The sequence below is a fragment of the Pseudooctadecabacter jejudonensis genome, from assembly GCF_900172275.1.
GTDB lineage: Bacteria > Pseudomonadota > Alphaproteobacteria > Rhodobacterales > Rhodobacteraceae > Octadecabacter > Octadecabacter jejudonensis.
The window spans coordinates 475592-497798 of the sequence record NZ_FWFT01000001.1 but is presented as its reverse complement, the minus strand read 5'-3'; the positions used below and the strand labels follow the sequence as shown (position 1 = coordinate 497798).

The 22207-nt window shown below is 59.7% G+C and carries 21 protein-coding genes; 15 read left to right on the top strand and 6 right to left on the bottom strand.

Annotation, left to right across the window (positions count from 1 at the left end):
• Nucleotides 1–22 precede the first annotated feature (22 nt).
• The 6 genes from PSJ8397_RS02365 to miaA form a co-directional block, all read right to left on the bottom strand.
• Entirely contained in the window at nucleotides 23–2119 is a 2097-nt protein-coding gene (locus tag PSJ8397_RS02365) for a dipeptide ABC transporter ATP-binding protein (protein ID WP_085862945.1), read from the bottom strand.
• Between the two features lie 72 nt (nucleotides 2120–2191).
• Nucleotides 2192–3646 carry an ABC transporter permease gene (locus tag PSJ8397_RS02360; RefSeq protein ID WP_085862944.1) on the bottom strand — a complete coding sequence of 485 codons (1455 nt, stop codon included), beginning with the start codon at nucleotides 3644–3646 and terminating at the stop codon, nucleotides 2192–2194.
• A gap of 14 nt (nucleotides 3647–3660) precedes the next feature.
• Nucleotides 3661–4707, bottom strand: a complete 1047-nt coding sequence (locus tag PSJ8397_RS02355; RefSeq protein ID WP_085862943.1) for an ABC transporter permease — start codon at nucleotides 4705–4707, stop codon at nucleotides 3661–3663.
• Between the two features lie 112 nt (nucleotides 4708–4819).
• Nucleotides 4820–6487, bottom strand: a complete 1668-nt coding sequence (locus PSJ8397_RS02350) for an ABC transporter substrate-binding protein (protein WP_085862942.1) — start codon at nucleotides 6485–6487, stop codon at nucleotides 4820–4822.
• A gap of 244 nt (nucleotides 6488–6731) precedes the next feature.
• Nucleotides 6732–7550 (bottom strand): AraC family transcriptional regulator, encoded by an 819-nt coding sequence (locus tag PSJ8397_RS02345; protein ID WP_085862941.1) that lies wholly within the window; start codon nucleotides 7548–7550, stop codon nucleotides 6732–6734.
• A 69-nt stretch (nucleotides 7551–7619) separates the two neighbouring features.
• Nucleotides 7620–8522 carry a tRNA (adenosine(37)-N6)-dimethylallyltransferase MiaA gene (gene miaA / locus PSJ8397_RS02340; RefSeq protein WP_085862940.1) on the bottom strand — a complete coding sequence of 301 codons (903 nt, stop codon included), beginning with the start codon at nucleotides 8520–8522 and terminating at the stop codon, nucleotides 7620–7622.
• A gap of 74 nt (nucleotides 8523–8596) precedes the next feature.
• Between miaA and pyrH the strand changes: the two genes are divergently transcribed.
• The 15 genes from pyrH (at nucleotide 8597) to PSJ8397_RS02270 (ending at nucleotide 22133) form a co-directional block, all read left to right on the top strand.
• Complete coding sequence (gene pyrH, locus PSJ8397_RS02335) at nucleotides 8597–9334, top strand: UMP kinase (protein WP_085862939.1); 738 nt, start codon at nucleotides 8597–8599, stop codon at nucleotides 9332–9334.
• Entirely contained in the window at nucleotides 9331–9648 is a 318-nt protein-coding gene (locus tag PSJ8397_RS02330) for a hypothetical protein (protein WP_085862938.1), read from the top strand. Before pyrH ends, PSJ8397_RS02330 begins: the two co-directional genes overlap by 4 nt.
• Nucleotides 9649–9741: 93 nt before the next feature.
• Entirely contained in the window at nucleotides 9742–10305 is a 564-nt protein-coding gene (gene frr / locus PSJ8397_RS02325; RefSeq protein WP_085862937.1) for a ribosome recycling factor, read from the top strand.
• Between the two features lie 234 nt (nucleotides 10306–10539).
• The gene (uppS, locus tag PSJ8397_RS02320) at nucleotides 10540–11259 is read left to right on the top strand and encodes a polyprenyl diphosphate synthase (protein ID WP_085862936.1); all 720 of its coding nucleotides are present in this window, start codon (nucleotides 10540–10542) and stop codon (nucleotides 11257–11259) included.
• A gap of 4 nt (nucleotides 11260–11263) precedes the next feature.
• Nucleotides 11264–12070 (top strand): phosphatidate cytidylyltransferase, encoded by an 807-nt coding sequence (locus PSJ8397_RS02315; protein WP_085862935.1) that lies wholly within the window; start codon nucleotides 11264–11266, stop codon nucleotides 12068–12070.
• Nucleotides 12071–12080: 10 nt separating this feature from the next.
• A complete protein-coding gene (gene dxr / locus PSJ8397_RS02310; RefSeq protein WP_085862934.1) occupies nucleotides 12081–13253 on the top strand; it encodes a 1-deoxy-D-xylulose-5-phosphate reductoisomerase in 1173 nt (390 codons plus the stop codon).
• A gap of 3 nt (nucleotides 13254–13256) precedes the next feature.
• A complete protein-coding gene (gene rseP / locus PSJ8397_RS02305; RefSeq protein ID WP_085862933.1) occupies nucleotides 13257–14636 on the top strand; it encodes an RIP metalloprotease RseP in 1380 nt (459 codons plus the stop codon).
• A gap of 75 nt (nucleotides 14637–14711) precedes the next feature.
• The gene (locus PSJ8397_RS17320; RefSeq protein WP_268794655.1) at nucleotides 14712–14846 is read left to right on the top strand and encodes a hypothetical protein; all 135 of its coding nucleotides are present in this window, start codon (nucleotides 14712–14714) and stop codon (nucleotides 14844–14846) included.
• 133 nt (nucleotides 14847–14979) lie between these two features.
• The gene (gene bamA, locus PSJ8397_RS02300) at nucleotides 14980–17286 is read left to right on the top strand and encodes an outer membrane protein assembly factor BamA (protein WP_085862932.1); all 2307 of its coding nucleotides are present in this window, start codon (nucleotides 14980–14982) and stop codon (nucleotides 17284–17286) included.
• Complete coding sequence (locus PSJ8397_RS02295) at nucleotides 17286–17900, top strand: OmpH family outer membrane protein (RefSeq protein ID WP_085862931.1); 615 nt, start codon at nucleotides 17286–17288, stop codon at nucleotides 17898–17900. The genes bamA and PSJ8397_RS02295 overlap by 1 nt, the downstream gene beginning before the upstream one ends.
• A gap of 118 nt (nucleotides 17901–18018) precedes the next feature.
• A complete protein-coding gene (gene fabZ, locus PSJ8397_RS02290; RefSeq protein ID WP_085862930.1) occupies nucleotides 18019–18480 on the top strand; it encodes a 3-hydroxyacyl-ACP dehydratase FabZ in 462 nt (153 codons plus the stop codon).
• Nucleotides 18481–18483: 3 nt separating this feature from the next.
• Nucleotides 18484–19263, top strand: coding sequence for an acyl-ACP--UDP-N-acetylglucosamine O-acyltransferase (gene lpxA, locus PSJ8397_RS02285; RefSeq protein WP_085862929.1), 780 nt, complete (start codon nucleotides 18484–18486; stop codon nucleotides 19261–19263).
• On the top strand, nucleotides 19260–20198 hold the full coding sequence (locus tag PSJ8397_RS02280; RefSeq protein ID WP_085862928.1) for an LpxI family protein: 939 nt from the start codon (nucleotides 19260–19262) through the stop codon (nucleotides 20196–20198). The genes lpxA and PSJ8397_RS02280 overlap by 4 nt, the downstream gene beginning before the upstream one ends.
• Nucleotides 20195–21355 (top strand): lipid-A-disaccharide synthase, encoded by a 1161-nt coding sequence (gene lpxB / locus PSJ8397_RS02275; RefSeq protein ID WP_085862927.1) that lies wholly within the window; start codon nucleotides 20195–20197, stop codon nucleotides 21353–21355. The genes PSJ8397_RS02280 and lpxB overlap by 4 nt, the downstream gene beginning before the upstream one ends.
• A 13-nt stretch (nucleotides 21356–21368) precedes the next feature.
• Nucleotides 21369–22133: an HpcH/HpaI aldolase family protein gene (locus PSJ8397_RS02270; RefSeq protein ID WP_085862926.1), complete on the top strand. Its 765-nt coding sequence runs from the start codon at nucleotides 21369–21371 to the stop codon at nucleotides 22131–22133.
• The last annotated feature ends 74 nt before the right edge of the window (nucleotides 22134–22207 follow it).

Sequence of the window (22207 nt, the reverse complement as noted above, 5' to 3'; positions counted from 1 at the left end):
TTCGGTGTGCTGCTGAGGGCGGTTATTCAGCAGCGGTGGCGGGGATTTCGATCACCGGTTCCATATTGGCCAGTTCGGCATCGGGCAGGTGACATTTGACCTGATGACCTTCGGCCAGCACGCGCACGGGCGGCACTTCGGTTTCACACTTTTCCTTGCCCGCCTTGTCCTTCCAGCGGCAGCGTGTTTGGAACGGGCAGCCGCTGGGCGGGTTCATGGCCGAGGGGATGTCTCCGTCCAGCACGATGTGTTTTTTCTTCACGCTGGTGTCTGCGATGGGCACGGCGGACAGCAACGCTTCTGTATAGGGATGATAGGGCGGAGCGAAGACCTGTTCGGTAGTGCCCAGTTCCACGACATGGCCCAGATACATGACCATCACGCGGTCGCTGAGGTAGCGCACGATGGACAGGTCGTGAGAGATGAACAGCAGGGTCGTTTTCTGTTCGCGTTGAATTTCCATCAGCAAGTCGGTGACGGCGGCCTGAACCGAGACGTCCAACGCGGACACAGGTTCATCGGCCACCACGATCCGCGCGTCACCCGCAAAGGCCCGCGCGATGCCCACACGTTGCTTTTGCCCCCCCGACAGCTGACGCGGCATCCGGTCGGCGAAGGCGCGGGGCAGTTTCACCAGATCAAGCAGTTCGAGCATCCGTTGGCGGCGGTCTTCGTCGGTTTTGCCGATCTTGAAGATTTCAAGCGCGCGGATGATCTGGCGGCCCACGGTCATGGAGGGGTTCAGCGTATCGAAGGGGTTTTGGAACACCATCTGCACGTCGGACACGGTTTTGGTGTCGCGGGCCTCAATCGGGGTGCCTTCGATGTTTTGATTGTCCAGCAGGATCTGGCCGTCTGTGGCTGTTTCCAACCCCATCAGCACCTTCGCAAAGGTGGATTTGCCGCAGCCGGATTCGCCCACAATGGCCAGCGTTTCAGCCTCGCGGGCCTCAAACGACAAGGTTTCGTTGGCTTTGACGACCTTCTTGTTGCCACCCCCAAAGAGGGCAGAGGCCGCGACCTCGTAGTATTTCTTGAGGTTGTCCATCTTGAGGACAACGCGGCCCGGTTCCGGCTTTTCGGTTTGCGGGCCCACGTCGATGGGGGCGTTCCAGTCGATTTCCTGAAACTTCAGGCAGCGGGTTTCGTGCCGTTCGTTGCCTGTGACCGGATACATCGGGATGGGTTTGGCCTCATTGCACAGGCCGTCTTCGAAATAATCGCAGCGGGGGCCGAAGTTGCAGCCCTGAGGGCGTTCATGGGGCAGGGGGAAGTTGCCGGGGATCGCCACGAGGGGTCGTGCGTTCTTGTCGGCACCCGGCAGAGGGATCGAGCGGAACAGCGCCTGCGTGTAGGGGTGCTGCATTTCGTCAAAGACATCTTCGATGGAGCCGCGTTCCACCGCCTCACCGGAATACATCACGCAAATGCGGTCGCAGGTTTCCAGCACCAGACCGAGGTTGTGCGAGATGAACAGCATCGAGGTGCCGTATTTTTTGCCGAGGTCTTTGACCAGTTCGACCACGGCGGCCTCAACTGTCACATCGAGGGCGGTTGTGGGTTCATCGAGGATCAGCAGCGAGGGTTTGGACATCAACGCCATGGCGATAACGATGCGCTGTTGTTGGCCGCCAGACAGCTGGTGCGGGAAGGAATTGAGCATGCGTTTGGGATCGGGGAGTTTGACGTCGGTGACGACCTCAAGCGCACGTTCATAGGCTTCCTTTTCGGAAACGCCTTCGTGGATCATCGGCACTTCCATCAGCTGCTTGCCGATGCGCATGGCGGGGTTCAGGGACGCCATGGGTTCCTGATAGATCATGGCGATTTGGGAGCCGCGGATGTCGCGCAGCTCTTCCGTGGTCATTGTGTTCAGGTCCTGGCCCTTGAACTTGATCGACCCGCCGACGATGCGGCCGTTGACGCCCAAATCCTGCATGACACCCAGCGCCACTGTGGATTTGCCGCAGCCACTTTCGCCCACGATGCCCAGCGCCTCACCGGGCATGATGGAGGCGGAGAAGTCCATCACGGCGGGGATTTCACGCAGACGCGTGAAAAAGCTGATGGAGAGTTTGTCGATCTCAAGGATCGGGCCGTCGTATGTGGTATCTTTCATAACGTTCCTTTCTGGGGCGCAAATTCTCATGGAGAATTTGGCAGCAGAGTTTCGATGAAACTCTGCCCGCCCTTAATCCTTGAGGCTTTCTTCGCGCAGGCCGTCGGCCAGCAGGTTGAGGCCCAGCACCAGTGACAACAGCGCAATGGCCGGTGGCAGGGCAGGGTGGGCGAAGATCAGCAGCAGTTTGCGGCCTTCGTTGATCGTGGACCCCCAGTCGGGGCTTTCGGGCGGCAGGCCCAGCCCGAAGAAGCCCAATGTCCCCAAAAGGATCGTGGTGTAGCCGATCCGCAGGCAGAAATCGACAATCAGCGGCCCGCGTGCGTTGGGCAGAATTTCCCACAGCATGATGTACCACGGGCCCTCACCACGGGTTTGGGCGGCGGCCACGTAGTCGCGGGTTTTGATGTCCAGCGCCAGCCCGCGCACGATGCGGAACACGGTGGGGGAGTTCACAAAGACCACAGACACGAAGACCACCAGAATACCCCCGGGGATATCGAAGAGGTCCAGCGCCTCAGGCCAGATATAAAGCGGAGAGCCCGCGTCGCTGATCGTGCTGAAATAGAGAACGGCCAAGGGGGCCAAAACCAGGGCCAGCAACAGCCCGTTCTTGCCCGCCTGATTTTTGTAGCGCGAGTTGATCAGCACGCCGAAGAAAACCAACGGGAAGACAAACAGGAACGCCGCGAGGAAGTTCGGCAGGCCTGTCGCCACGATCTCAGGTGTGACCAGCAGGTAGAACAGCAAGATCACCGGGAAGGCGAGGATCAGGTTCGCCAGAAACGACAGCACGGTGTCCAGCCGCCCACCGTAGTAGCCCGCAGGCAGGCCCAGCGTAATGCCCACCATAAAGGCAAAGATCGTCGCCAGCGGCGCAATGACCATCACGATGACTGACCCGTGCACCATCCGTGTAAAGATATCACGCGCAAGGTTGTCGCCGCCCAGCAGGTAGTGCGGAAAGAAGCCCTCGTCCTGGCCTTCGGGGACCACGACACCGGGTGTTTTGTTCTTCAGGCCGGAGATTTGCTGCAGCGGATCGTGGGTGCCGATCATGTCGAACAGCCCCACGAAAATGGAGGTAAACACCCAGAACATGACAAGGCCAAACCCGATCATGCCGATCGTGCTGTCAAACAACTTGCCGTAAAGGCCCAGCCTACGTTTGAAGGTGATCGACAGAACAAAGGTGATGATCAACGCAATCCATGTGGGCAGGAACCGTTTTGAGACTTCGCCCAGGATGCCTGCGTCGCCGTAAGGCATGAACCATGCAATCACGATGAAGGCCACGATCAGTGCGACCAACAGCATAAACAGCCAACCGGTGTAGTTTTCCAACCGGCCCAAAAGACCGCCGCGGCCTTGAAGGGTGCCATCGGGGTTCGATTGCAATTTCACCTCGGGCGCGAAGGCCCCCATGACAAGTTGGACCACCACGCCTGTCAGAAACACGGCTGCGGTGAGGGTGATCAGCGGGACGAGAATGGCTCCCATTGAGCCTGTCCAAGTGAGTTCTTCCATAGCTCAGGCTCCTATCAGGAAATACGGATACGTGGGTTGAGGAACACATAGCCGATGTCAGAAATCAGCTGTGTGACCAGAACCACGAAAACAGACACAACAGAGACGCCAAGCAGCAGTTCAATGTCGTTGTTTGAGGCCGCCTGTACCAGCGTCCAGCCGAAGCCCTTGTAGTTGAACAGGGTCTCGACGATCACCACACCGTTCAGCAGCCACGGGAACTGCAACATGATCACAGTGAATGGCGCGATGAGCGCATTGCGTAGGGCGTGCTTGATCACGATATTTGGAAAGCTCACGCCTTTGAGGCGGGCGGTGCGGATGTATTGCGCGGTCATCACTTCGGTCATCGACGCGCGGGTCATACGGGCAATGTAGCCCATGCCGTAAAGCGCGATGGTGATCACCGGCAAGAAGAAGTTGTTGAAGGTGGCGTCATCCATGGCGGATGTGGCCGTACCTTTGAAATACTGCATCCCGAACAGAGGCGTTGCGAACACTGCGATCAGGATCACACCAGATACATATTCAGGTGTCGCGGTGGAGACGATCGACACAGTAGACAGCGACCGATCCGTGCGCGACCCTTCGCGCATACCGGCCAGAACGCCAATGATCAGCGCGCCGGGCACCATGACCATCATGACCCAGAACATCAGCTTGCCGGTCAGGCCCAGACGTGTGCTGACGATTTCGCTGACGTCGTCCTTGAAGACGGTGGATTGCCCCCATTCGCCCTGCAGGATGCCACAGAAGGTGGCGGTGTCTTCGGTGGGCGCGCCGTTGGCCTCACACCGGGCGCGGGTTTCTCCGTCGGTGCCCTCAATAACGTAGCCCGGCAACACGCCCAGCCATTGGCCGTACTTTACGGGGAGGGACTGTGTATAGCCACGGTTGCCCAGATAGGTTTGGACCTGTTCGTCCGACATCCGAAAGTTGCCTTGGGTTTTGGCGAGCTTTTCGAGGTTCGGATAAAGATTGGTGAGCCAGAACACGATAAATGTCAGGCAGAGCGCCGTGAGGATCATCACCCCAAGGCGTCGCAGTATGAACAGTCCCATAAAAGCCCCTGTTGGCTATGTTGCGTGGGTGCATGGCCCCGCAATCGATCGGTGTGGGTCGTATGAAAAGGCCGCCCAGCACAAACTGGGCGGCCCGAACTGTGTCAGCCGATTAGGCTGCGACAGCGATCTTGTAGATCTGTGGCAGATACGCGATGTGCATATCCCAGCCCACAAACCCTGGCTTGGCGTGACGATACACGGTGCGCCAGTAGGGCTGGATCGTCACAGCATCGTCCGTCAGGATCTGCTGGATCTTCGCCATCACCTCGGAGCGCGCATCGGCGTCCGCGATGGAGTTGGCTTCGTCCAGAAGGGCGTCGAACTCTGGGTTGTTGTACGCAAACTCGTTCCAGGCTTCGCCGGAGCGATAGGCCAGACCCAGAACCTGCGTGCCCAGTGGGCGGTGGTTCCAGTTGGTGGACGAGAAGGAGTAGTCGGTCCAGTCGTTCCAGAAGGTGGAGCCGGGGATGATCGTGCGTTTCACGTTCATGCCAGCGTCACGCATCTGGGCCGCCACGGCGTCCGTGGTGTTCTTGCGCCAGTCGTCGTCGATGGAGAAGATTTCGAATTCGAAATCAGCCATGCCAGCTTCTTCCAGAAGGGCCATGGCACCTGCGGGATCGTAATCCACTTTGGCGACGTCAGCCCATTCTGGGTGCATTGGGCCCACGTGCTGGTTGCGCGCAGGGATACCCTGATCCGCGTAGCCCAACTCAAGACAGACAGCGTTGTCGACAGCCATCTGGATCGCTTTGCGGACGCGGACGTCTGCGTAAGGCTTCATGCCGTCCACTTCGGCTTCCTGGTTTGGACGGATCACGATCGTCGCAGCAGAGGCCACTTCGGAACGTTCAAACCCGATGCCTTCGAAGACTTCGACGAAGTCGCCAACGGTTTCATAGGTCATGTCCACTTCGTCCGCGGCTGCAGCGGCAACCCAAGCAGAGGGGTCTGTGCCGTAGTCAATGTATTCGATGCGGTCGAGGAATGCGCCTTTGCCAGCCTCATAGCCCCACCAGTCGTGGCCTTCGTTGCGCACGAGAACGGCTTTGACGCCGACTTCGTTGCTTTCGATCGTGTAAGGACCGGTGCCAACGGGTGTGCGGCTTGGGTCTTCACGGTCGATGGAGCTGTGATAGACCGCAGCTGGGTAATCGGCCATGCCCGCGATCAGCGTGATGTCGGACTTGGGCAGGTTCAATGTCACCTGATGGGACCCAGTGACCTCAATGCCACCTTCGATGGCCATGCCGCTGTCGGCATCTACAAGCGCGGACATCCGACCGGCCATGGAGTTGCCTTCGGCGGAGCTGTCACACCAGTCGGTGATGACGCGTGCCACGTCTTCGGCGGTGAAATCGTCGCCGTTGTTCCACTTGACGCCCTGACGGACATTCAGCGTGTAGACGGTGGCGTCTTCGTTCACTTCCCAGCTTTCCAGCAGCATTGGCTCAAACGAACCGTCGGAGTTGTACTCAACGAGGTATTCCAGCCAGCCAGCGGTCACAAAGGCCATCTGCGTCCAGTCAAAGGCGCGTGGGTCTTTGAGGGCGCGGACTTCCATCTGCATGCGCATCGTGCCGCCTTGCTGGGCGTGGCCTGCTGCTTGTGCAGGCTGGGTCATGCCCATCAGCCCATAAGCGGCGGACGCTGTCACGCCCAGTGCCGTTGTGCGCGTGATGAATTCGCGGCGGCTGAGTTTGCCGGCCTCGACGTCTTTCACGTACACATCGACTGCGGGGTGCAGCGGCGCGCCTGTCAGTGTTTTTTTTGTCATGCGTGTTCTCCCTGATACACGTTTTTGTTTTTTGTCGGTCGGGCAGCTTGGGACGATGCGCTGACGCGCGGTTGTCACGGACACTCCCCTCCGGTTTCGCATTGGGCAGGCTTTTTGCGCTGCCGTCAACGGTTGCAATCGGCATATTAGATCACGTTTGCGACGTTCGCATGTCCTGTCTGCGACATGCAACCCGAAAGCTGGAATTGCTGCGATGCGGCATGAATTTGCGAAGATTTCCGGCTTACGCTACGGAAAGCGGCCCCTTTTTGCGGAAACTGGTCGGTGTCTGACCTGTTTTCGCCTGAAACGCACGGGTGAAATAAGCGGCCGACCCAAAGCCGAGATCATCAGCGACCTGCCGCACGGGCAATGAACTGTCGCGCAGCATCAAACGGGCCTCAAACAAAACACGGTCCTTTAGAAGGTCGAGCGCGGATTTGCCGCTGGTTTGTTTGCAGCACCGTGTCAGATGCGTGGGCGTTACGCCCAACATGGCCGCATAGTCCGACACACCGCGACTTTCGCGAAAATGGTGTTCAATCAGGTCCGTGTAGGCCGCCACCAGTCGTGCAGAGGCGGTTTCGTGCCGCGTGTCGGGCCCATCGTCTTCGTGCGCATCAAGCTGTCGTTCAAAATAGATCGCCAGCAGGCCCAGCTGATAATGTGCCGCGCGGTCCGATCCGGGTTGGGTCGATTTCAGCTCCCTCTCCAGGGCGTCCAGATGCACGGCAAGGTCTTTTTGGGCCACCACGTCGCGCAGGCGCAAGTGGACAGGTTCAAGTGGCCATTCGCTGGCCATGGCCTGCGGGATGGTCAACATCTGTCCATACACGGTGGGGCCGCATTCAAACCCGTACATGGTTTTGGGCGGCAAAAAGATCAGGTTGTTAGCGCCGAACCCGCGCGTCAGCCCCGCCACGGTGATCCGGCCCTGACCCTTGGCCACGAAGATCAGACGCGGTGTCTGATGGGACCGCATGGCTTCGGTGCGCCATTTGCCGTGGGCTGCATTCTGGGCGATGGCCGTCAGAGAGAGACGGTCTTGGGGATCTGCAAACATGGGCGGGCGGCTTTCGTCAGGTTGGATTAGGACAAGGATTGCCGCCCAACCCCAACAAATCAACGCCGCTTATGTGGACAATCTGTTGTCCGCCACATCTGGTAGGGCCAACTGCCGCCACCGCTTCATACGGGACCTTAACCAAGTGCGCTGGCGTTTGGCGTACTGGCGTGTGGCGACCACGACGGCGGATTTCAGCGAATCGGCATCGCGGCGGCCTTGCACAAATTCGATCATCTCAGCCGCACCGATGGCTTTGGACGACGGGGCTTTGGGGTCCCAGCGGGGCAGCATTGCGCGGGCCTCTTCGGCCGCCCCCATGTCCATCATCTGGTCAAAACGTCGGGTGATCCGATCGCCCAGCCAGTCCACATCGGGCAGCAGAGCCAGCGGGGTGCAGGCCTTGAGCGGCAAGAGGGCAGGCGGGGTCTGGGCCTGCCAGTGTCGGATGGACTGGCCGGTGGCTGATTGAACCTCCCACGCGCGCTGCACGCGGGCGCGGTTTGCCAGATCGATGTGGGCGGCGGTGTCTGCGTCCAGATCGGCAATCAGATCGGGCAGGGGGATGGCGTTGGCGCGGGCGCGCACGCCGTCCGGTGTGGGCGGGATATCGGCCAGCCCTTCGGTCAGCGCCGTAAAATACAGCCCCGTGCCCCCAACGATGATGGGGCGCGGCCCGCCCGCGGCGTGGTCCGCCAAAAACGGGGCGACATCGCGCAGCCAATCGCCCACAGAGGTCGGCGCGTCAAAGGTCAGGTGGCCGTACAAATGATGGGGCGCTTGGGCCAGGTCTTCCGCAGGGGGCTGCGCTGTTAGGATGGGCCAGCCTTCATAGGCTTGGAGCGTATCGGCATTGAGGATCACACCCCCTTGGGCCTTTGCGATGTGCAAGGCCAGTCCTGACTTGCCCGAAGCGGTCGGTCCAAAGATCAGCACGGGCTTGTCAGCTTCAATTTCGGAAAGGTCAATCATGCGAAGTCCCATTGCGCCTGTGGGGCTTTTGCGACATTTTGGCCCGAATAGAAAGCAACAGCCGAGGGGCACGCATGTCTGACACCGGAACGGGCAACGAAACGACCAAATACAACAGGGTCATGTTGAAGATTTCAGGCGAGGCGTTGATGGGCGATCAGGGGTTTGGCCTGCATCCCCCCACGGTGGAAAGGATCGCCAAAGAGGTGCAAACCGTCCACGAGATGGGGGTTGAAATTTGCATGGTCATCGGCGGCGGCAACATTTTTCGCGGCCTGTCGGGCAGCGCCCAGGGGATGGAGCGCACCACGGCCGATTATATGGGCATGCTGGCCACGGTCATGAACGCGCTGGCGATGCAATCTGCATTGGAAGGGCTTGGCATCCACACCCGCGTGATTTCCGCGATCACCATGAACGAGGTGGCCGAGCCCTACATTCGCCGTCGTGCCGTGCGTCACCTTGAAAAGAAACGTATTTGCATTTTTGCCGCCGGAACGGGCAACCCCTATTTCACGACCGATACGGCGGCCACGCTTCGGGCCTCTGAAATGGCATGTGAGGCGATCTTCAAAGGCACCAAAGTGGACGGCGTCTATGACAAGGATCCCGCCAAACATAACGATGCCACGCGCTACGACACGATCACCTATGATGAGGTGTTGGCCCAGCATCTGGGCGTGATGGACGCCAGCGCCATTGCTTTGGCGCGGGAAAACTCCCTGCCGATTGTGGTGTTCAGCCTGGATGATGAGGGCGGGTTCCGTGGCATTCTGGACGGGTCGGGCACGTCAACGACAGTGCGCGATTGATCGGGCGGCAAGGCTGGCTGATTTTCGGCTGGCTTTTGATTTTGGGCGGCGTGACATTCAGCCAGATCGAAGTGCGCACACGGGATCGATCCGGTTTTGTTGTAGACTGTTTTGCGTTCAGCAATTCGATGGTGAGTGTCGCCTTGATTGTGATCGGGATCGTTTTGATCCAAGCGACAGCCGTGACGGACAAGGCCTATCTGACACTTGGTCTGGCGGCCTGTGCGTTGTTCGCGGCAGGCTTCAATCTTGGCGATGTTTTGTGCCCTGATTTTGTGTTGCGCCCCCCGCAAGTTGATCTTTGGCCATTTTAGCGAAGGTCTGCACATCTCCTGAACACCACTTCTATACAAACCCCGCATATTGACGATATACGGGGGCCAAAGCCGAATAAGAGAGCACAGACCATGTCCGACGACTTTATGCTAGACACCGATGACCTGACCCGCCGTATGGATGGGGCGATTGCCAATCTGCGCACGGAATTTGCGTCTTTGCGCACCGGCCGGGCCTCCGCTTCGATGTTGGAGCCCGTGATGGTGGACGCCTATGGATCCATGACGCCGATCAACCAAGTGGGCACCGTCAACGTGCCGGAGCCTCGGATGGTGACGGTGAATGTCTGGGACAAGGGCCTTGTGGGCAAAGTTGAGAAGGCGATCCGTGAAAGCGGGCTGGGGATCAACCCGCAGCTGAATGGCACGATCATCATGCTGCCCATTCCTGAACTGAACGAAGAACGCCGTCGTGAGCTGGGCAAGGTTGCGGGCACCTACGCGGAAAACGCGCGGGTGTCGATCCGCAACGTGCGCCGCGACGGGATGGACCAGATCAAGAAAGCCAAGGCTGACGGGATTTCCGAAGACGACCAAAAGCTGTGGGAGGGCGAGGTGCAGGACCTTACCAACACCTACATCAAACGTGTTGATGACGCGCTTGAGACCAAGCAAGAAGAAATCATGCAGGTTTGATCCGGCATTAAAGAAAGGTCCAGTGGACCTTTCGCCGGATCAAAGGGCGTCAGCCCCGGATGTCCGGCATAAAAGAAAGGTCCAGTGGACCTTTCGCCGGATCAAAGGGCGCCAGCCCCGGATGTCCGGCATTAAAGAAAGGTCCAGTGGACCTTTCGCCGGATCAAAGGGCGCCAGCCCCGGATGTCCGGCGTGAAGAATGGCCCAAGCGGGCATAGACGAGCGGGGGCCACCATGGCCGAGGGAACACATAACGGGCCAAATCATGTCGCCATCATCATGGATGGCAATGGCCGTTGGGCGCAGATGCGCGGGCGCCCCCGTCTGATGGGCCACCATGCCGGCGCCAAACGGGTGCGGGAGATTGTTGAGGCCTGCCCCGATGAGGGGGTGAAATACCTCACGATTTTTGCCTTCTCGACGGAAAACTGGAAACGGACACAGGCCGAAGTGGCCGGTCTGATGAAGCTGTTTCGGCGCTACATCCAACGTGAGGCGCGCGATTTGATGGCCAATGGCGTGCGTGTGCGGTTCATCGGGGACCGCGTGCGGCTGGACGACAAACTCGTCCGCCTGATGGATGAGCTTGAGCTGATGACCGCCGACAATGATCGCGTGCATCTGACCGTCGCAATCAATTACGGTGGCCGCGATGAGGTGGCCCGCGCGACGAAACGCCTGGCCCAAGATGTTGCTGCGGGCAAATTGGCGCCCAAGGACGTGGGCGACGAAACGCTGCCCAAATACCTCGACACTTACTTTCTGCCTGATCCTGATCTGGTCATACGTACCAGTGGAGAAGCGCGGATTTCGAATTTTCTTTTGTGGCAGTCGGCCTATGCGGAATACGAATTTATCGAGACGCTTTGGCCTGATTTCACGCGTCAGGTGTTTGCGGACGTGCTGGCCGGTTTCCAAACGCGGGACCGCCGGTTTGGCGCGGTAAAGGTCTAAGTTCGTGGCGCTGGAGACGAAGGGCGGCAATTGGGACGACCTGAAGGTTCGCGTGGCGTCAGGTGCCGTAATGGCCGCCATTGGGGTTGCCGCCATTTTGGCCGGTGGCGTGTGGTTTCAGATGCTGGCGGTTTTTGTCACTGCCGTGATGGTTTGGGAATGTTGGATCATGATCCGCGGGGCGTCGCCCACATCGGGCATGTTGTTGGCCGCGGCCGTGGCGTCGATCCTGTCGGCGCAGGTCTTTGGGGGCACGCAGTCGAACAACTTCTACGCATTGTTTTTGGCGGTTCCCATCATTGGCGCGGTGGTTCTGGACCGCGAACGCATCACGTTCTTTATCTTCGCGCTGGCCATTCAAATTGCAGGCTATGGGCTTGTGCATTTTCGCATTGATTACGGGTTTACGTGGCTGATCTGGTTGGTGAGCATCGTGGTCGTGACGGACATTGCGGGATATTTTGCAGGTAAATCCTTGGGCGGGCCGAAGTTCTGGCCTGCGATCAGCCCCAAAAAGACATGGAGTGGCACGATCGGCGGCTGGATCGGGGCCGCGCTTGTGGGCATTTTGTTCATGCAGATGACGAATGCCGGATGGTCGATCGTTGTTTTGTCTGTCGTGATCAGCTTTGCCGGACAGATGGGCGACATCGCGGAAAGCGCGCTGAAACGCAGGCAGGGTGTCAAAGACAGCTCGGCCCTTATTCCGGGGCATGGCGGGCTGTTTGATCGCTTTGATGCCTTGCTTGGGGCGTCGTTGTTCATGCTGGCGGTGGCCAGCCTGTTCAACGTGCCCGGTGTCGCGTTTTGAGGGTGGCACATTGAGGCGGATCACCGTTTTTGGGGCGACAGGCTCGATCGGGCAGAACACGCTGGATTTGGTGCGCCGTGCGCCGGACGCCTATGATGTGGTGGCGCTGACGGGGGCCAGCAACATTGCGCAGTTGGCCCGTGACGCCATTGAATTCAACGCAGATGTGGCGGTGACATCCGATCCCGCGCGGTTGGCTGATCTGCGTGCGGCATTGTCGGGCAGCGGGGTTGAAGCCGCAGCGGGCGAGGGCGCCTTGATCGAGGCCGCAGCCCGCCCTGCCGATTGGGTCATGTCTGCGATTGTGGGGGCGGCCGGCCTGGCCCCCGGGATCGAGGCGCTGAAGCACGGAACGACCCTGGCGCTGGCCAACAAGGAATCGCTGGTCTGTGCGGGGCCGCTTCTGATGGCCGAGGCCGCGCGTCATGGGGCCACCATCCTGCCCGTGGACAGCGAACATTCCGCCGTTTTTCAGGCCTTGATTGGCGAAGACATGGACGCGGTGGAACGGATCATCATTACCGCAAGCGGCGGGGCCTTCCGCGATCGGCCCTTGGACGACTTGGACCATGTGACCGTGGCCGAGGCCTCAAGCCATCCGAATTGGGATATGGGTCAGCGCATCACCATCGACAGTGCGTCCATGTTCAACAAAGCGATGGAGCTGATTGAAACCAAAGAGTTTTTTGGCGTCGGCCCTGACAAGATTGAGGCGATTGTCCATCCCGAAAGTCTGATCCATGCCATGGTAGGGTTCAACGACGGCGCGATCATGGCCCATGTAGGTCCGCACGACATGCGCCATGCCATCGGGTTTGCCCTGCATTGGCCGGACCGTCGCCACCTTCCGGTGGACCGTCTGGATCTGGCACAAATCGGCCAGCTGAATTTCCGCGCGCCTGATCCGGTGCGCTACCCCGCCTTGGACATCGCGCGCACGGTGATGCAGGCAGGCGGGCTGACCGGTGCTGTGTTCAATGCGTCTAAAGAACAGGCGCTGGATGATTTTATCGCCGGACGGTGCAGCTTTACGGATATGGCGCGCAAGGTTGCGTCCTGCGTTGACGTGATGTTGTCCCGCGAGGGGCTGCAAAATGCCACGATCACCCTAGATAGCGTGCAAGAGGCGGACGCGATGGCGCGTGCGCTGACGACGAATGATGTTGCCTCGATAAAGGGTTAAGCCTTGGATTTTCTCACGAATTTGATCCCGTCTTTTGGGAATTTGGCCTTCACATTGGTGTTCTTTGTGATTGCCCTGTCGATCATCGTGGCGATCCACGAATACGGCCATTACATCGTGGGCCGGTGGTGCGGCATCCATGCGGATGTCTTTTCCATTGGCTTCGGTAAGGTGATTTTTGCGCGCACAGACCGCCGTGGCACAGTCTGGCAAATCGCGGCCTTGCCCTTTGGCGGTTATGTGAAATTCAAGGGTGACGCCAATGCGGCATCCATGCCTGTGGCCGATGATCCCGCGAGGCCCGCGATTTCGGGCGATGAGGATGCCTTGACCCAGGCGCGTTATGCGCGTGACACCATGTTGGGTGCGCCGCTTTGGGCGCGGTCTGCCACTGTCGCGGCGGGGCCGATCTTCAACTTCATCCTGTCGTTTATCGTTTTCGCGGGCGTTTTGCTGGCCCAAGGCCAGCCGTTATCGCCGCTGACCGTGTCGCAGGTGCCTGATTTCCCTCAGACAATCACGCAAGAGTTGCAGCCCGGTGACCGTGTGCTGCGCGTTGAGGGCACGGCCCTGAATTACCCCGAGGGGTTCGCCGCCGCTGTGGCCGATCTGCCGTCGCAACCCTCTGTCAGCTATCTGGTGGACCGTGACGGGGACCGCATCACAGTGCTTGGCCCGCAGCCACAGCCAGCTTTGGTGCAATCGCTGACCCCTCGGTCTGCGGCGGATGACGCAGGGCTAAAGATCGGCGACGTGATCGTGCGCATGAATGACACCCCGATCTATCAGTTCGGGGATATGGTCGACGTGGTTGAGGCCATCGGCGCCAACCCGATTGAGCTTGAGATCTGGCGCGAGGGGGAGACGTTTGTCGAAACCCTGACGCCGCGTCTGGTCGCCCTGCCGCAACCCGATGGATCGATGCGCGATGAACCCAAGTTGGGGATCGGCAATGGCGGGTTGTTCTTTGAGCCCGCCACCACCGCCGTGGGCTTTGGCGAGGCGCTGCGCCTTGCGATCCAGCAGGTGTGGTTCATCATCAAGCAGTCCCTCAATGGTCTCAAACAGATGATCATCGGCAACATCAACACCTGCAACCTGAGCGGACCTGTGGGCATCGCCGAAACATCAGGTTCGTTGGCCGCACAAGGCGCGATGAGCTTCATCAGCTTTATCGCCGTCCTGTCCACCGCCGTGGGCCTGTTGAACCTGTTCCCCATCCCGATTCTGGACGGCGGGCATCTGGTCTTTCACGCCTATGAGGCCGTGACGGGCAAAATGCCCAGCGATAAGGCGCTGAACATTTTTATGGCGATGGGGCTGGCGGTGATTGGCACCCTGATGTTGTTTGCGATTTTCAACGATCTGATCTTCTGCCCGTAAGTTACCCAAACCCTGCCCAGATGTTGACACATTTGACGGGCAAACGGGTTTGATAACGAGAGTGAGGATTAAGTAATGCAGACGCTGACAGCAGGATATCGGGGTGTTTCCCTACTGGTGAACCTGAATTGGGATCGTCTGTTGTACCTTGCAACAATCGGCATTGCTTTGTGCCTTGGGGCATGGATCGGGTCCGTTCAACTGAACTGACGCCGCACCCCTTCGTAAGCAAATTTCAGCGCGCCCTGCAGAGAGACTGTGGCGGCGCGTTTTGAGTTTTTGACAACCCTGCGCCCCACGGGTAGACCAATGGCACTTGGGATGTCGAAACGAGCATGAAAAAATGAAAAAGATCGCACGGGCTGTGAACTGGGGTGCAACACAGGTTCGAATGGGGGCCGTAGTCGCCCTTGTCGGGCTTGGGGGCGTGACGCTGGGGGCACCTGCTGCCCATGCGCAAAATTTCACCTTTTCGAATGTGGTGGTTGAAGGCAATCAACGGATCGAGACCGCAACGATCCTGACCTACCTTGGCTTTGGCCGGGGGGAGACGGTGACAGCGGGCCAGGTGAATGATGCCGCCCAGACGATCCGTCAGACGGGGCTTTTTGAAAACGTCAACGTCGTGCCCCGTGGCGGCACTCTTGTCATTCAGGTCGAAGAATTCCCAACGGTCAACCGCATCACCTTTGAAGGCAACAGCCGTGTACGCGACGCCGAATTGGGCGCCGTGATCCGCAGCCAGCCGCGCCGCGTTTACAGCCCCGCGCAGGCAGAGGCGGACACCGCAGCGATCACCCAAGTTTACGCAGACCAAGGCCGCGTCAACGCCACCGTCACCCCGCGCATCATTGAACGGTCCGACAACCGCGTCGATCTGGTGTTCGAAGTCTTCGAAGGCGGCCTGACGGAAGTGGAACGCATCAGCTTTGTAGGCAACCGGTCCTTCGGCGAACGCCGTTTGCGCCGTGTTCTGGAAACCAAACAGGCGGGTCTTTTGCGCGCCCTCATCGGGCGCGATACCTTCATTGCGGACCGCGTGGCCTTTGACCAGCAGGTGCTGACCGATTTCTATCAGTCGCGCGGCTACGTGGATTTTCAGGTTCAAAACGTCGATGTGTCGCTGACACGCGAACGCGACGCCTATCTGATCACATTCAACGTGCAGGAAGGCCAGAAATTCGAATTTGGCAACGTGTCTGTCACATCCGAAGTGACGGGCGCCGATCCGCAGGTGTTTGAAGATGCGTTGCGCTTGCGCACAGGCGTCACCTATTCGCCGTCGCTGATTGATCAGGACATCGCGCGCCTCGAACGGGTGGCCCTGCAGCAGGGGCTGAATTTTGTTCGCGTCGATCCGCGCGTGACGCGCAATGACCGGACCCTGACGTTGGACGTGGAATTCGCCCTTGTAAATGGTCCACGAATTTTCGTGGAACGCATCGACATCGAAGGCAACAACACAACGCTGGATCGCGTGATCCGATCCCGGTTTGATGTGGTCGAAGGGGATCCGTTCAACCCGCGCCAAATCCGCGAAAGCGCGGAACGCATTCGGTCGCTGGGCTTTTTTGGCAACGCCGATGTGGACGCCCGTGAGGGGTCCAGCCCCGATCAGGTTGTGATTGATGTGGACGTGACCGAGGCGCCGACAGGGTCCCTTTCGTTTGGGGGCAACTTCTCAACAGACAATGGGTTCAGCCTTTTGGCGCGGTTCAACCAGCGTAATTTCCTGGGCCGTGGTCAGGCGCTGAGCTTTGATTTGCAGGCCGGCGCTGAAAGCCGCAGTCTTGATTTCAGCTTTACGGAGCCGCGTTTGCTGGGCCGCGATCTGTCGTTCGGTCTGGATCTTGGCTATTCGACGACGGACAATCAGAACGCACAATTCGACACGGAAAGCGGCCAGTTCCGCCCTCGCATCGGGTTTCCTGTGTCTGAAAACGGACGTTTGACGCTGTTTTATTCGTATGACTATACGGACATCCAAGACGTCGCTGACACTGCATCGCCTTTCATTCAAGCAGACGAAGGCGCTGTGGGCACGAATGCCTTGGGCTACAGCTATAGCTATGACACCCGTCGCACCGGTCTGAACCCAAATGCGGGTGTGCTGTTCCGCTTTGGGCAAGAGTTCGGGACGGGCGATGCGACGTACATCGAAACCTCCGCTGAGATCACCGCACAGACCCGGGTGCTGAACGAAGAAGTCGTTTTGCGGGCCACGCTGGAAGGCGGCTATCTGTCCTATCAAGACGGCAACAGCCGGATCACGGACCGGTATTTCTTGGGCAGCCGGACGTTCCGCGGTTTTGAGCCCTCAGGCATTGGTCCGCGTGACATCAACACCGGCGACGCCTTGGGCGGGAATGCCTTTGCGGTCGCACGGCTTGAGGCGGAATTCCCGCTGGGCCTGCCCGAAGAATACGGCATTTCCGGCGGCGTGTTCCTTGATTACGGGTCGGTCTGGGAAACGGGGATCGACAGCATGGATATCGAATACGATGATTTCACCCCCCGCGCGATTGCCGGTGTCTCTATCTTTTGGGACACGCCAATTGGTCCATTGCGCTTTAACTTCACAGAGCCGTTGGACGTGCAGCCCAACGACCGAACCAAGAACTTTGACGTGACGATTTCGACGTCGTTCTGATGCGCCTGAGACGCGTTGCGGTGACCACATGCGCCTGTGTCGCGGCCCTTGGGGCTGTGGCGCAGGACGAAGGGGCCGCGCCCGTTTTGGTGCAGGGACAGGTTCAGGTGCAGGGGGGCGCACCGGTCGTGTCCTCGGCGCAATCCTCACTTCTGGTGATTGATTTTGATCGGCTGTTCGGTCAATCGCTGTTTGGGCAACGGGTCATCGATGATTACCGGTCCGCGGGGGAGGCTTTGGCCGCAGAGCAGCGCCGTCTGGCCGAAGCCCTGCGTGAGGAAGAGTTGGATCTGGCCGCGCAGCGCTCAACCATGGCACCGGACGTGTTTCGACAAGAGGCGGAGGCCTTTGACGAAAAGGCCCGCGCGATCCGGCGCGCGCAAGACGCCAAGGTCGATGCGTTGGAGGCCAGTCTGGGCGAGGCCCGTACCCAGTTTCTTGAAGCAAGCCGCCCGATCCTGGAACAGCTGCTGATCGAAAATTCTGCGACGGTGTTGGTGGAACGTCGGTCTGCCCTTTTGTGGCTGCCCAGCGTGGACATCACAGATGCGGCCATTGCGCGGATCAACGAGACGTTGGGCGATGGTGCGGATTTGCCTGACACGGGCCAGTGATCGGCGGCGGTGAGGGGACCTGCAAAATGCGCCCGCACTTGCCCAACCGCTGCGGGCTTGCTAGGCCCGTCAGAACACAAAAAGGGTTACATGGTGGCCCTGATCGAACGGAGCTTTCATGTCTGACCCCATCACCACCGCCGATATCCAATTGATCCAGCGGATTATCCCGCACCGCTATCCGTTTTTGCTGGTCGACAAGGTCGTTGATATTGATGGCACCGCGTCCGCTGTGGGCATCAAGAACGTCACCATGAATGAGCCCCATTTTCAGGGACACTTCCCAGGCACGCCGATCATGCCTGGTGTGACCATCATTGAGGCGATGGCCCAGACGGCGGCTGTTATGGTGGGCACCACCATGGGGCTGATGGACAAGAACATGTTGATCTATTTCATGGGCATCGATGGCTGCAAATTCCGCCGTAAGGTGGTGCCCGGTGATGTGCTTGAGATGCGCGTGGAAACCACCCGTGGCAAGCCCGGCGGCAAGGTCTGGAAATTCAAAGGTGTGGCCACCGTTGACGGCGAGATGGCGGCCGAAGGCGAATTTACCGCCATGATGGATCTGCAGGGCTGACCCATGTCCATTCACCCCTCCGCCATTGTCGAAGACGGGGCCCAGATCGGGGCGGATGTCACGGTTGGCCCGTTCTGCGTTGTGGGCTCTCAGGTCCGGCTGGCGGACCGGGTTGAGTTGAAATCCCATGTGGTGGTGACAGGCCATACCACCATCGGCGAAGAGACGGTTGTCTACCCGTTCTGTGTGCTGGGTGAAGTGCCCCAGGACGTCAAATTCAAGGGCGAAGCGGCGCAGTTGATCATCGGGGCGCGCAACCGCATTCGTGAACATGTGACGATGAACACCGGCACCCAAGGCGGTGGCGGTGTGACGCGTGTCGGTGACGATGGGTTCTTTTTGGCTGGATCCCACGTGGCCCATGACGCCCAAGTGGGCAACCGCGTGATTATCGTGAACCAATCCGCAGTGGCAGGACACTGTGTGATCGAGGACGACGTGATTATCGGCGGTCTGTGCGGCATCCACCAGTTTGTGCGCATTGGACGCGGGGCGATCATCGGCGCGCTGTCCATGGTCACGAATGACGTCATTCCCTACGGCCTCGTGCAAGGCCCACGGGGGGAGTTGGACGGTCTGAACCTTGTTGGCTTGAAACGGCGCGGCGTGGCCCGTGCGGATATCACGGCACTGCGCGTGGCGTTTCAAACGCTCAAAGACGGGGAAGGATCGTTTATGGAACGCGCCCGCCGGTTGGGGGATGAGACCGACAGCGCCTACGTCAGCCAGATGGTCGATTTCATCCTGGGCGACAGTGATCGCCAATTCCTGACGCCGCGATGACGGTCGCGTTGATTGCGGGCACGGGCGGCGTGCCCCCGATTGTGGCGCGCGCGCTGGACGCCCAAGGTCGCCCGCCCATCGTTTGCGAAATGTCTGGATTTGCGTCCGGCGTGACAGGCGAGTACATGCGCGTGCCGTTCCGGATCGAGACATTGGGCACCTTCCTAAACCGCCTTCAGGCGTTGGATGTGACCGAGGTTTGCATGGTCGGCGCCATGCAGCGCCCCAACATTGATCCCACGGCGGTGGATGCCGCCACAGCCCCTTTGATTGAAACGCTCGTGGCCGCCATGGCGCAGGGCGATGATGGGACGTTGCGGGCGATTGTTGCCCTGTTTGAGGAGCGCGGCATGACCGTTGTCGGCGCCCACCAAATCGCCCCGCAGCTGTTGCCAGCAGCGGGTGTTCTCACCCAAACCCTGCCGCCGGATTTGACGGTGGATGTGTCCGTGGCAACGCGGGCCCTGGCTGAAATGGGGCAGGCAGATCTGGGGCAAGCCATGATCGTGAACAAAGGTCACGTGATCGCCCGCGAAGATGCACGAGGGACGGATGCGTTGCTGCAAGACTTCTGCGCGGACCGCCCCGCACCCCATGAGGCCCCCCATCAGGCCCCCCATCAGACCAGCGACCCGTTCTCGACCGTTATGGACACGGCATCTGACCTTCTGGGCGGGGCTGCGGATTGGCTGTCTGGGCGCGATGGGCATGCCCCCCAGACTGAGGCTGTTGGCGGGTTCTTGTTCAAAGGGCCCAAACCCGATCAGGACCTGCGCGTCGATATGCCAACGATTGGCCCTTCAACCGCCGCACGCGCGCGGGAGGCGGGGCTTGCAGGGATCGTCATTCAAGAGGGCGGCGTGATGATCGTCGATGCGCCAGCGGTGATTGCGACGCTCAATGCGGCGGGTCTGTATCTTTGGGTCAGCCCATGAAGGCCTTCGTGATCGCCGGTGAGCCGTCGGGCGACAAGTTGGGCGCAGCAGTGATGGCGGGAATGCGCGCTGAGGTGATGCAGGTCCACTTTGATGGCATCGGCGGCCCCTTGATGGAGGGGCAGGGCCTGCGCAGTCTTTTCCCCATGCAAGAGCTGTCCTTGATGGGGATCGCAGAAATTCTGCCCAAGTACCGGCACCTGAAACGACGCATTCGCGAAACCGCAGAGGCGGTGATCGCGGCCAAGCCGGACGTCCTGATCACCATCGATAGCCCGGATTTTTGTCTGCGTGTCGCGCGGCTGGTGAAAGCGGCGTCAGACATCCGAACGGTGCATTATGTGGCCCCCACCGTTTGGGCCTGGCGCGCGGGGCGTGCTGCCAAAATGGCGCAGGTGATTGACCATGTGCTGGCGCTGTTCCCGTTTGAGCCGCCGTATATGCAAGAGGCCGGCATGGACTGTGATTTCGTGGGTCACCCTGTCACGGCCGAGCCTGCGATAACGCCAGATGAATTGGCCGCTTTTCGCACCAAGGTTGGGCTGACCGAAGATCGGGGGACGCTTGTGGTCTTGCCCGGCTCACGACGGGGGGAGGTTGAACGGCTGAGCGCACGTTTTAGCGATGCGATTGCTCAGGCGGACCTGGGCGAGGTTCAGATCGTCATTCCCACGTTGACCCATCTGCGTGACACCGTTGAGGCGATGTTCGCGCCTGTCCTGAAGGGGGCCGCCTATGGCGTGGTTGTCTCAGGCGACGGGGAGACACCTGAACATGCCGCGCGTGACCGGTTGGTGGCGATGGCGGCAGGTGACTTGGCCTTGGCTGCCTCTGGCACCGTCTCGCTTGAATTGGCCTTTGCCCGCACTCCGATGGTGATCGCCTATGATATGAATTGGCTCAGCCGTCAGATCATCAGCCGAATGTTGCTGACCGATACGGTCACCTTGGTGAATCTGGTCAGTGAAACCCGCATTGTCCCTGAATTTATCGGCCAAAACTGTGAAGCTGGCCCCATTGCCCGTGCGCTTAAAGGTGTGATGGCTGCCCCTGAGGATCAGTTGGCGGCCCTTAACCTGACGATGGAGCGTTTGGGGCAGGGGGGGGATGCACCCGGGCTGCGCGCCGCGCGTGCCATTCTTGCCCGTATGCCATAGGAGAAAACCCCACATGCCCGCACCCACCAACATCCTGAAATCAAAGCTGCAAAACGGCGACACCCTGTTTGGGTTATGGCTGACCCTTGCATCGCCGACCGTTGCTGAAATCGCGGGCCATGCGGGCTTTGATTGGTGTTTGATTGATGGCGAACACGGGCCAAATACCCTGCAAACGATTGCGGCACAGTTGCAGGCCCTTGCAGGCACACCGTCGCACCCCATCGTGCGCGTGCCCATGGGCGAAGACTGGATGCTGAAACAGGTGCTGGATCTGGGGGTGCAAACGGTTGTTGTTCCCATGGTCAACACTGGTGAGCAGGCGGTCCAGGTGGCGGCTGCGGTGCGGTATCCGGGTCAAGGCACACGGGGCATGGGGGCCGCTCTGGCGCGTGCGTCCCGCTATGGTGAGATTGTGGACTATGTCTCCTCCGCCAACGATCAGATCTTCTTGTTCGTTCAAATCGAAAGTGCGCAAGCGGTGGACAATATCGACGCCATTGCGGCGACAGACGGTGTTGACGGCATCTTTGTCGGCCCGGCAGATCTTAGCGCCGATATGGGGTACGTTGGACAACCGGATGCGGCGGAGGTCGTGGTCGCGATTGATCACGTCTATGCGCGCACGAAAGCGGCTGGGAAAGTCATTGGAACCATCGCCTTCGACCCAGCGGCCTTTCCGGCACAGATCCAAAAAGGCGTTCAGTGTCTGGGTCTTGGCGGTGATGCGATCAGCCTGGGCACAGCGTTGCGCGACCTTGCGAAAAAAGCCCCCTGACGTCTTTGGGTTGGGGCTCCGCCCGTTTGCACCCAAATTGGTCCACTGGACCAATGTGTGTCCGGCGCAAACCT

Bases quoted from the DNA above. Each gene is read 5' to 3' on its own strand.
- PSJ8397_RS02365 (WP_085862945.1), bottom strand. From the start codon at position 2,119: ATGAAAGATACCACATACGACGGCCCGATCCTTGAGATCGACAAACTC.
- PSJ8397_RS02360 (WP_085862944.1), bottom strand. From the start codon at position 3,646: ATGGAAGAACTCACTTGGACAGGCTCAATGGGAGCCATTCTCGTCCCG.
- PSJ8397_RS02355 (WP_085862943.1), bottom strand. From the start codon at position 4,707: ATGGGACTGTTCATACTGCGACGCCTTGGGGTGATGATCCTCACGGCG.
- PSJ8397_RS02350 (WP_085862942.1), bottom strand. From the start codon at position 6,487: ATGACAAAAAAAACACTGACAGGCGCGCCGCTGCACCCCGCAGTCGAT.
- PSJ8397_RS02345 (WP_085862941.1), bottom strand. From the start codon at position 7,550: ATGTTTGCAGATCCCCAAGACCGTCTCTCTCTGACGGCCATCGCCCAG.
- miaA (WP_085862940.1), bottom strand. From the start codon at position 8,522: ATGATTGACCTTTCCGAAATTGAAGCTGACAAGCCCGTGCTGATCTTT.
- pyrH (WP_085862939.1), top strand. From the start codon at position 8,597: ATGTCTGACACCGGAACGGGCAACGAAACGACCAAATACAACAGGGTC.
- frr (WP_085862937.1), top strand. From the start codon at position 9,742: ATGTCCGACGACTTTATGCTAGACACCGATGACCTGACCCGCCGTATG.
- uppS (WP_085862936.1), top strand. From the start codon at position 10,540: ATGGCCGAGGGAACACATAACGGGCCAAATCATGTCGCCATCATCATG.
- PSJ8397_RS17320 (WP_268794655.1), top strand. From the start codon at position 14,712: ATGCAGACGCTGACAGCAGGATATCGGGGTGTTTCCCTACTGGTGAAC.
- bamA (WP_085862932.1), top strand. From the start codon at position 14,980: ATGAAAAAGATCGCACGGGCTGTGAACTGGGGTGCAACACAGGTTCGA.
- PSJ8397_RS02295 (WP_085862931.1), top strand. From the start codon at position 17,286: ATGCGCCTGAGACGCGTTGCGGTGACCACATGCGCCTGTGTCGCGGCC.
- fabZ (WP_085862930.1), top strand. From the start codon at position 18,019: ATGTCTGACCCCATCACCACCGCCGATATCCAATTGATCCAGCGGATT.
- lpxA (WP_085862929.1), top strand. From the start codon at position 18,484: ATGTCCATTCACCCCTCCGCCATTGTCGAAGACGGGGCCCAGATCGGG.
- PSJ8397_RS02280 (WP_085862928.1), top strand. From the start codon at position 19,260: ATGACGGTCGCGTTGATTGCGGGCACGGGCGGCGTGCCCCCGATTGTG.
- lpxB (WP_085862927.1), top strand. From the start codon at position 20,195: ATGAAGGCCTTCGTGATCGCCGGTGAGCCGTCGGGCGACAAGTTGGGC.
- PSJ8397_RS02270 (WP_085862926.1), top strand. From the start codon at position 21,369: ATGCCCGCACCCACCAACATCCTGAAATCAAAGCTGCAAAACGGCGAC.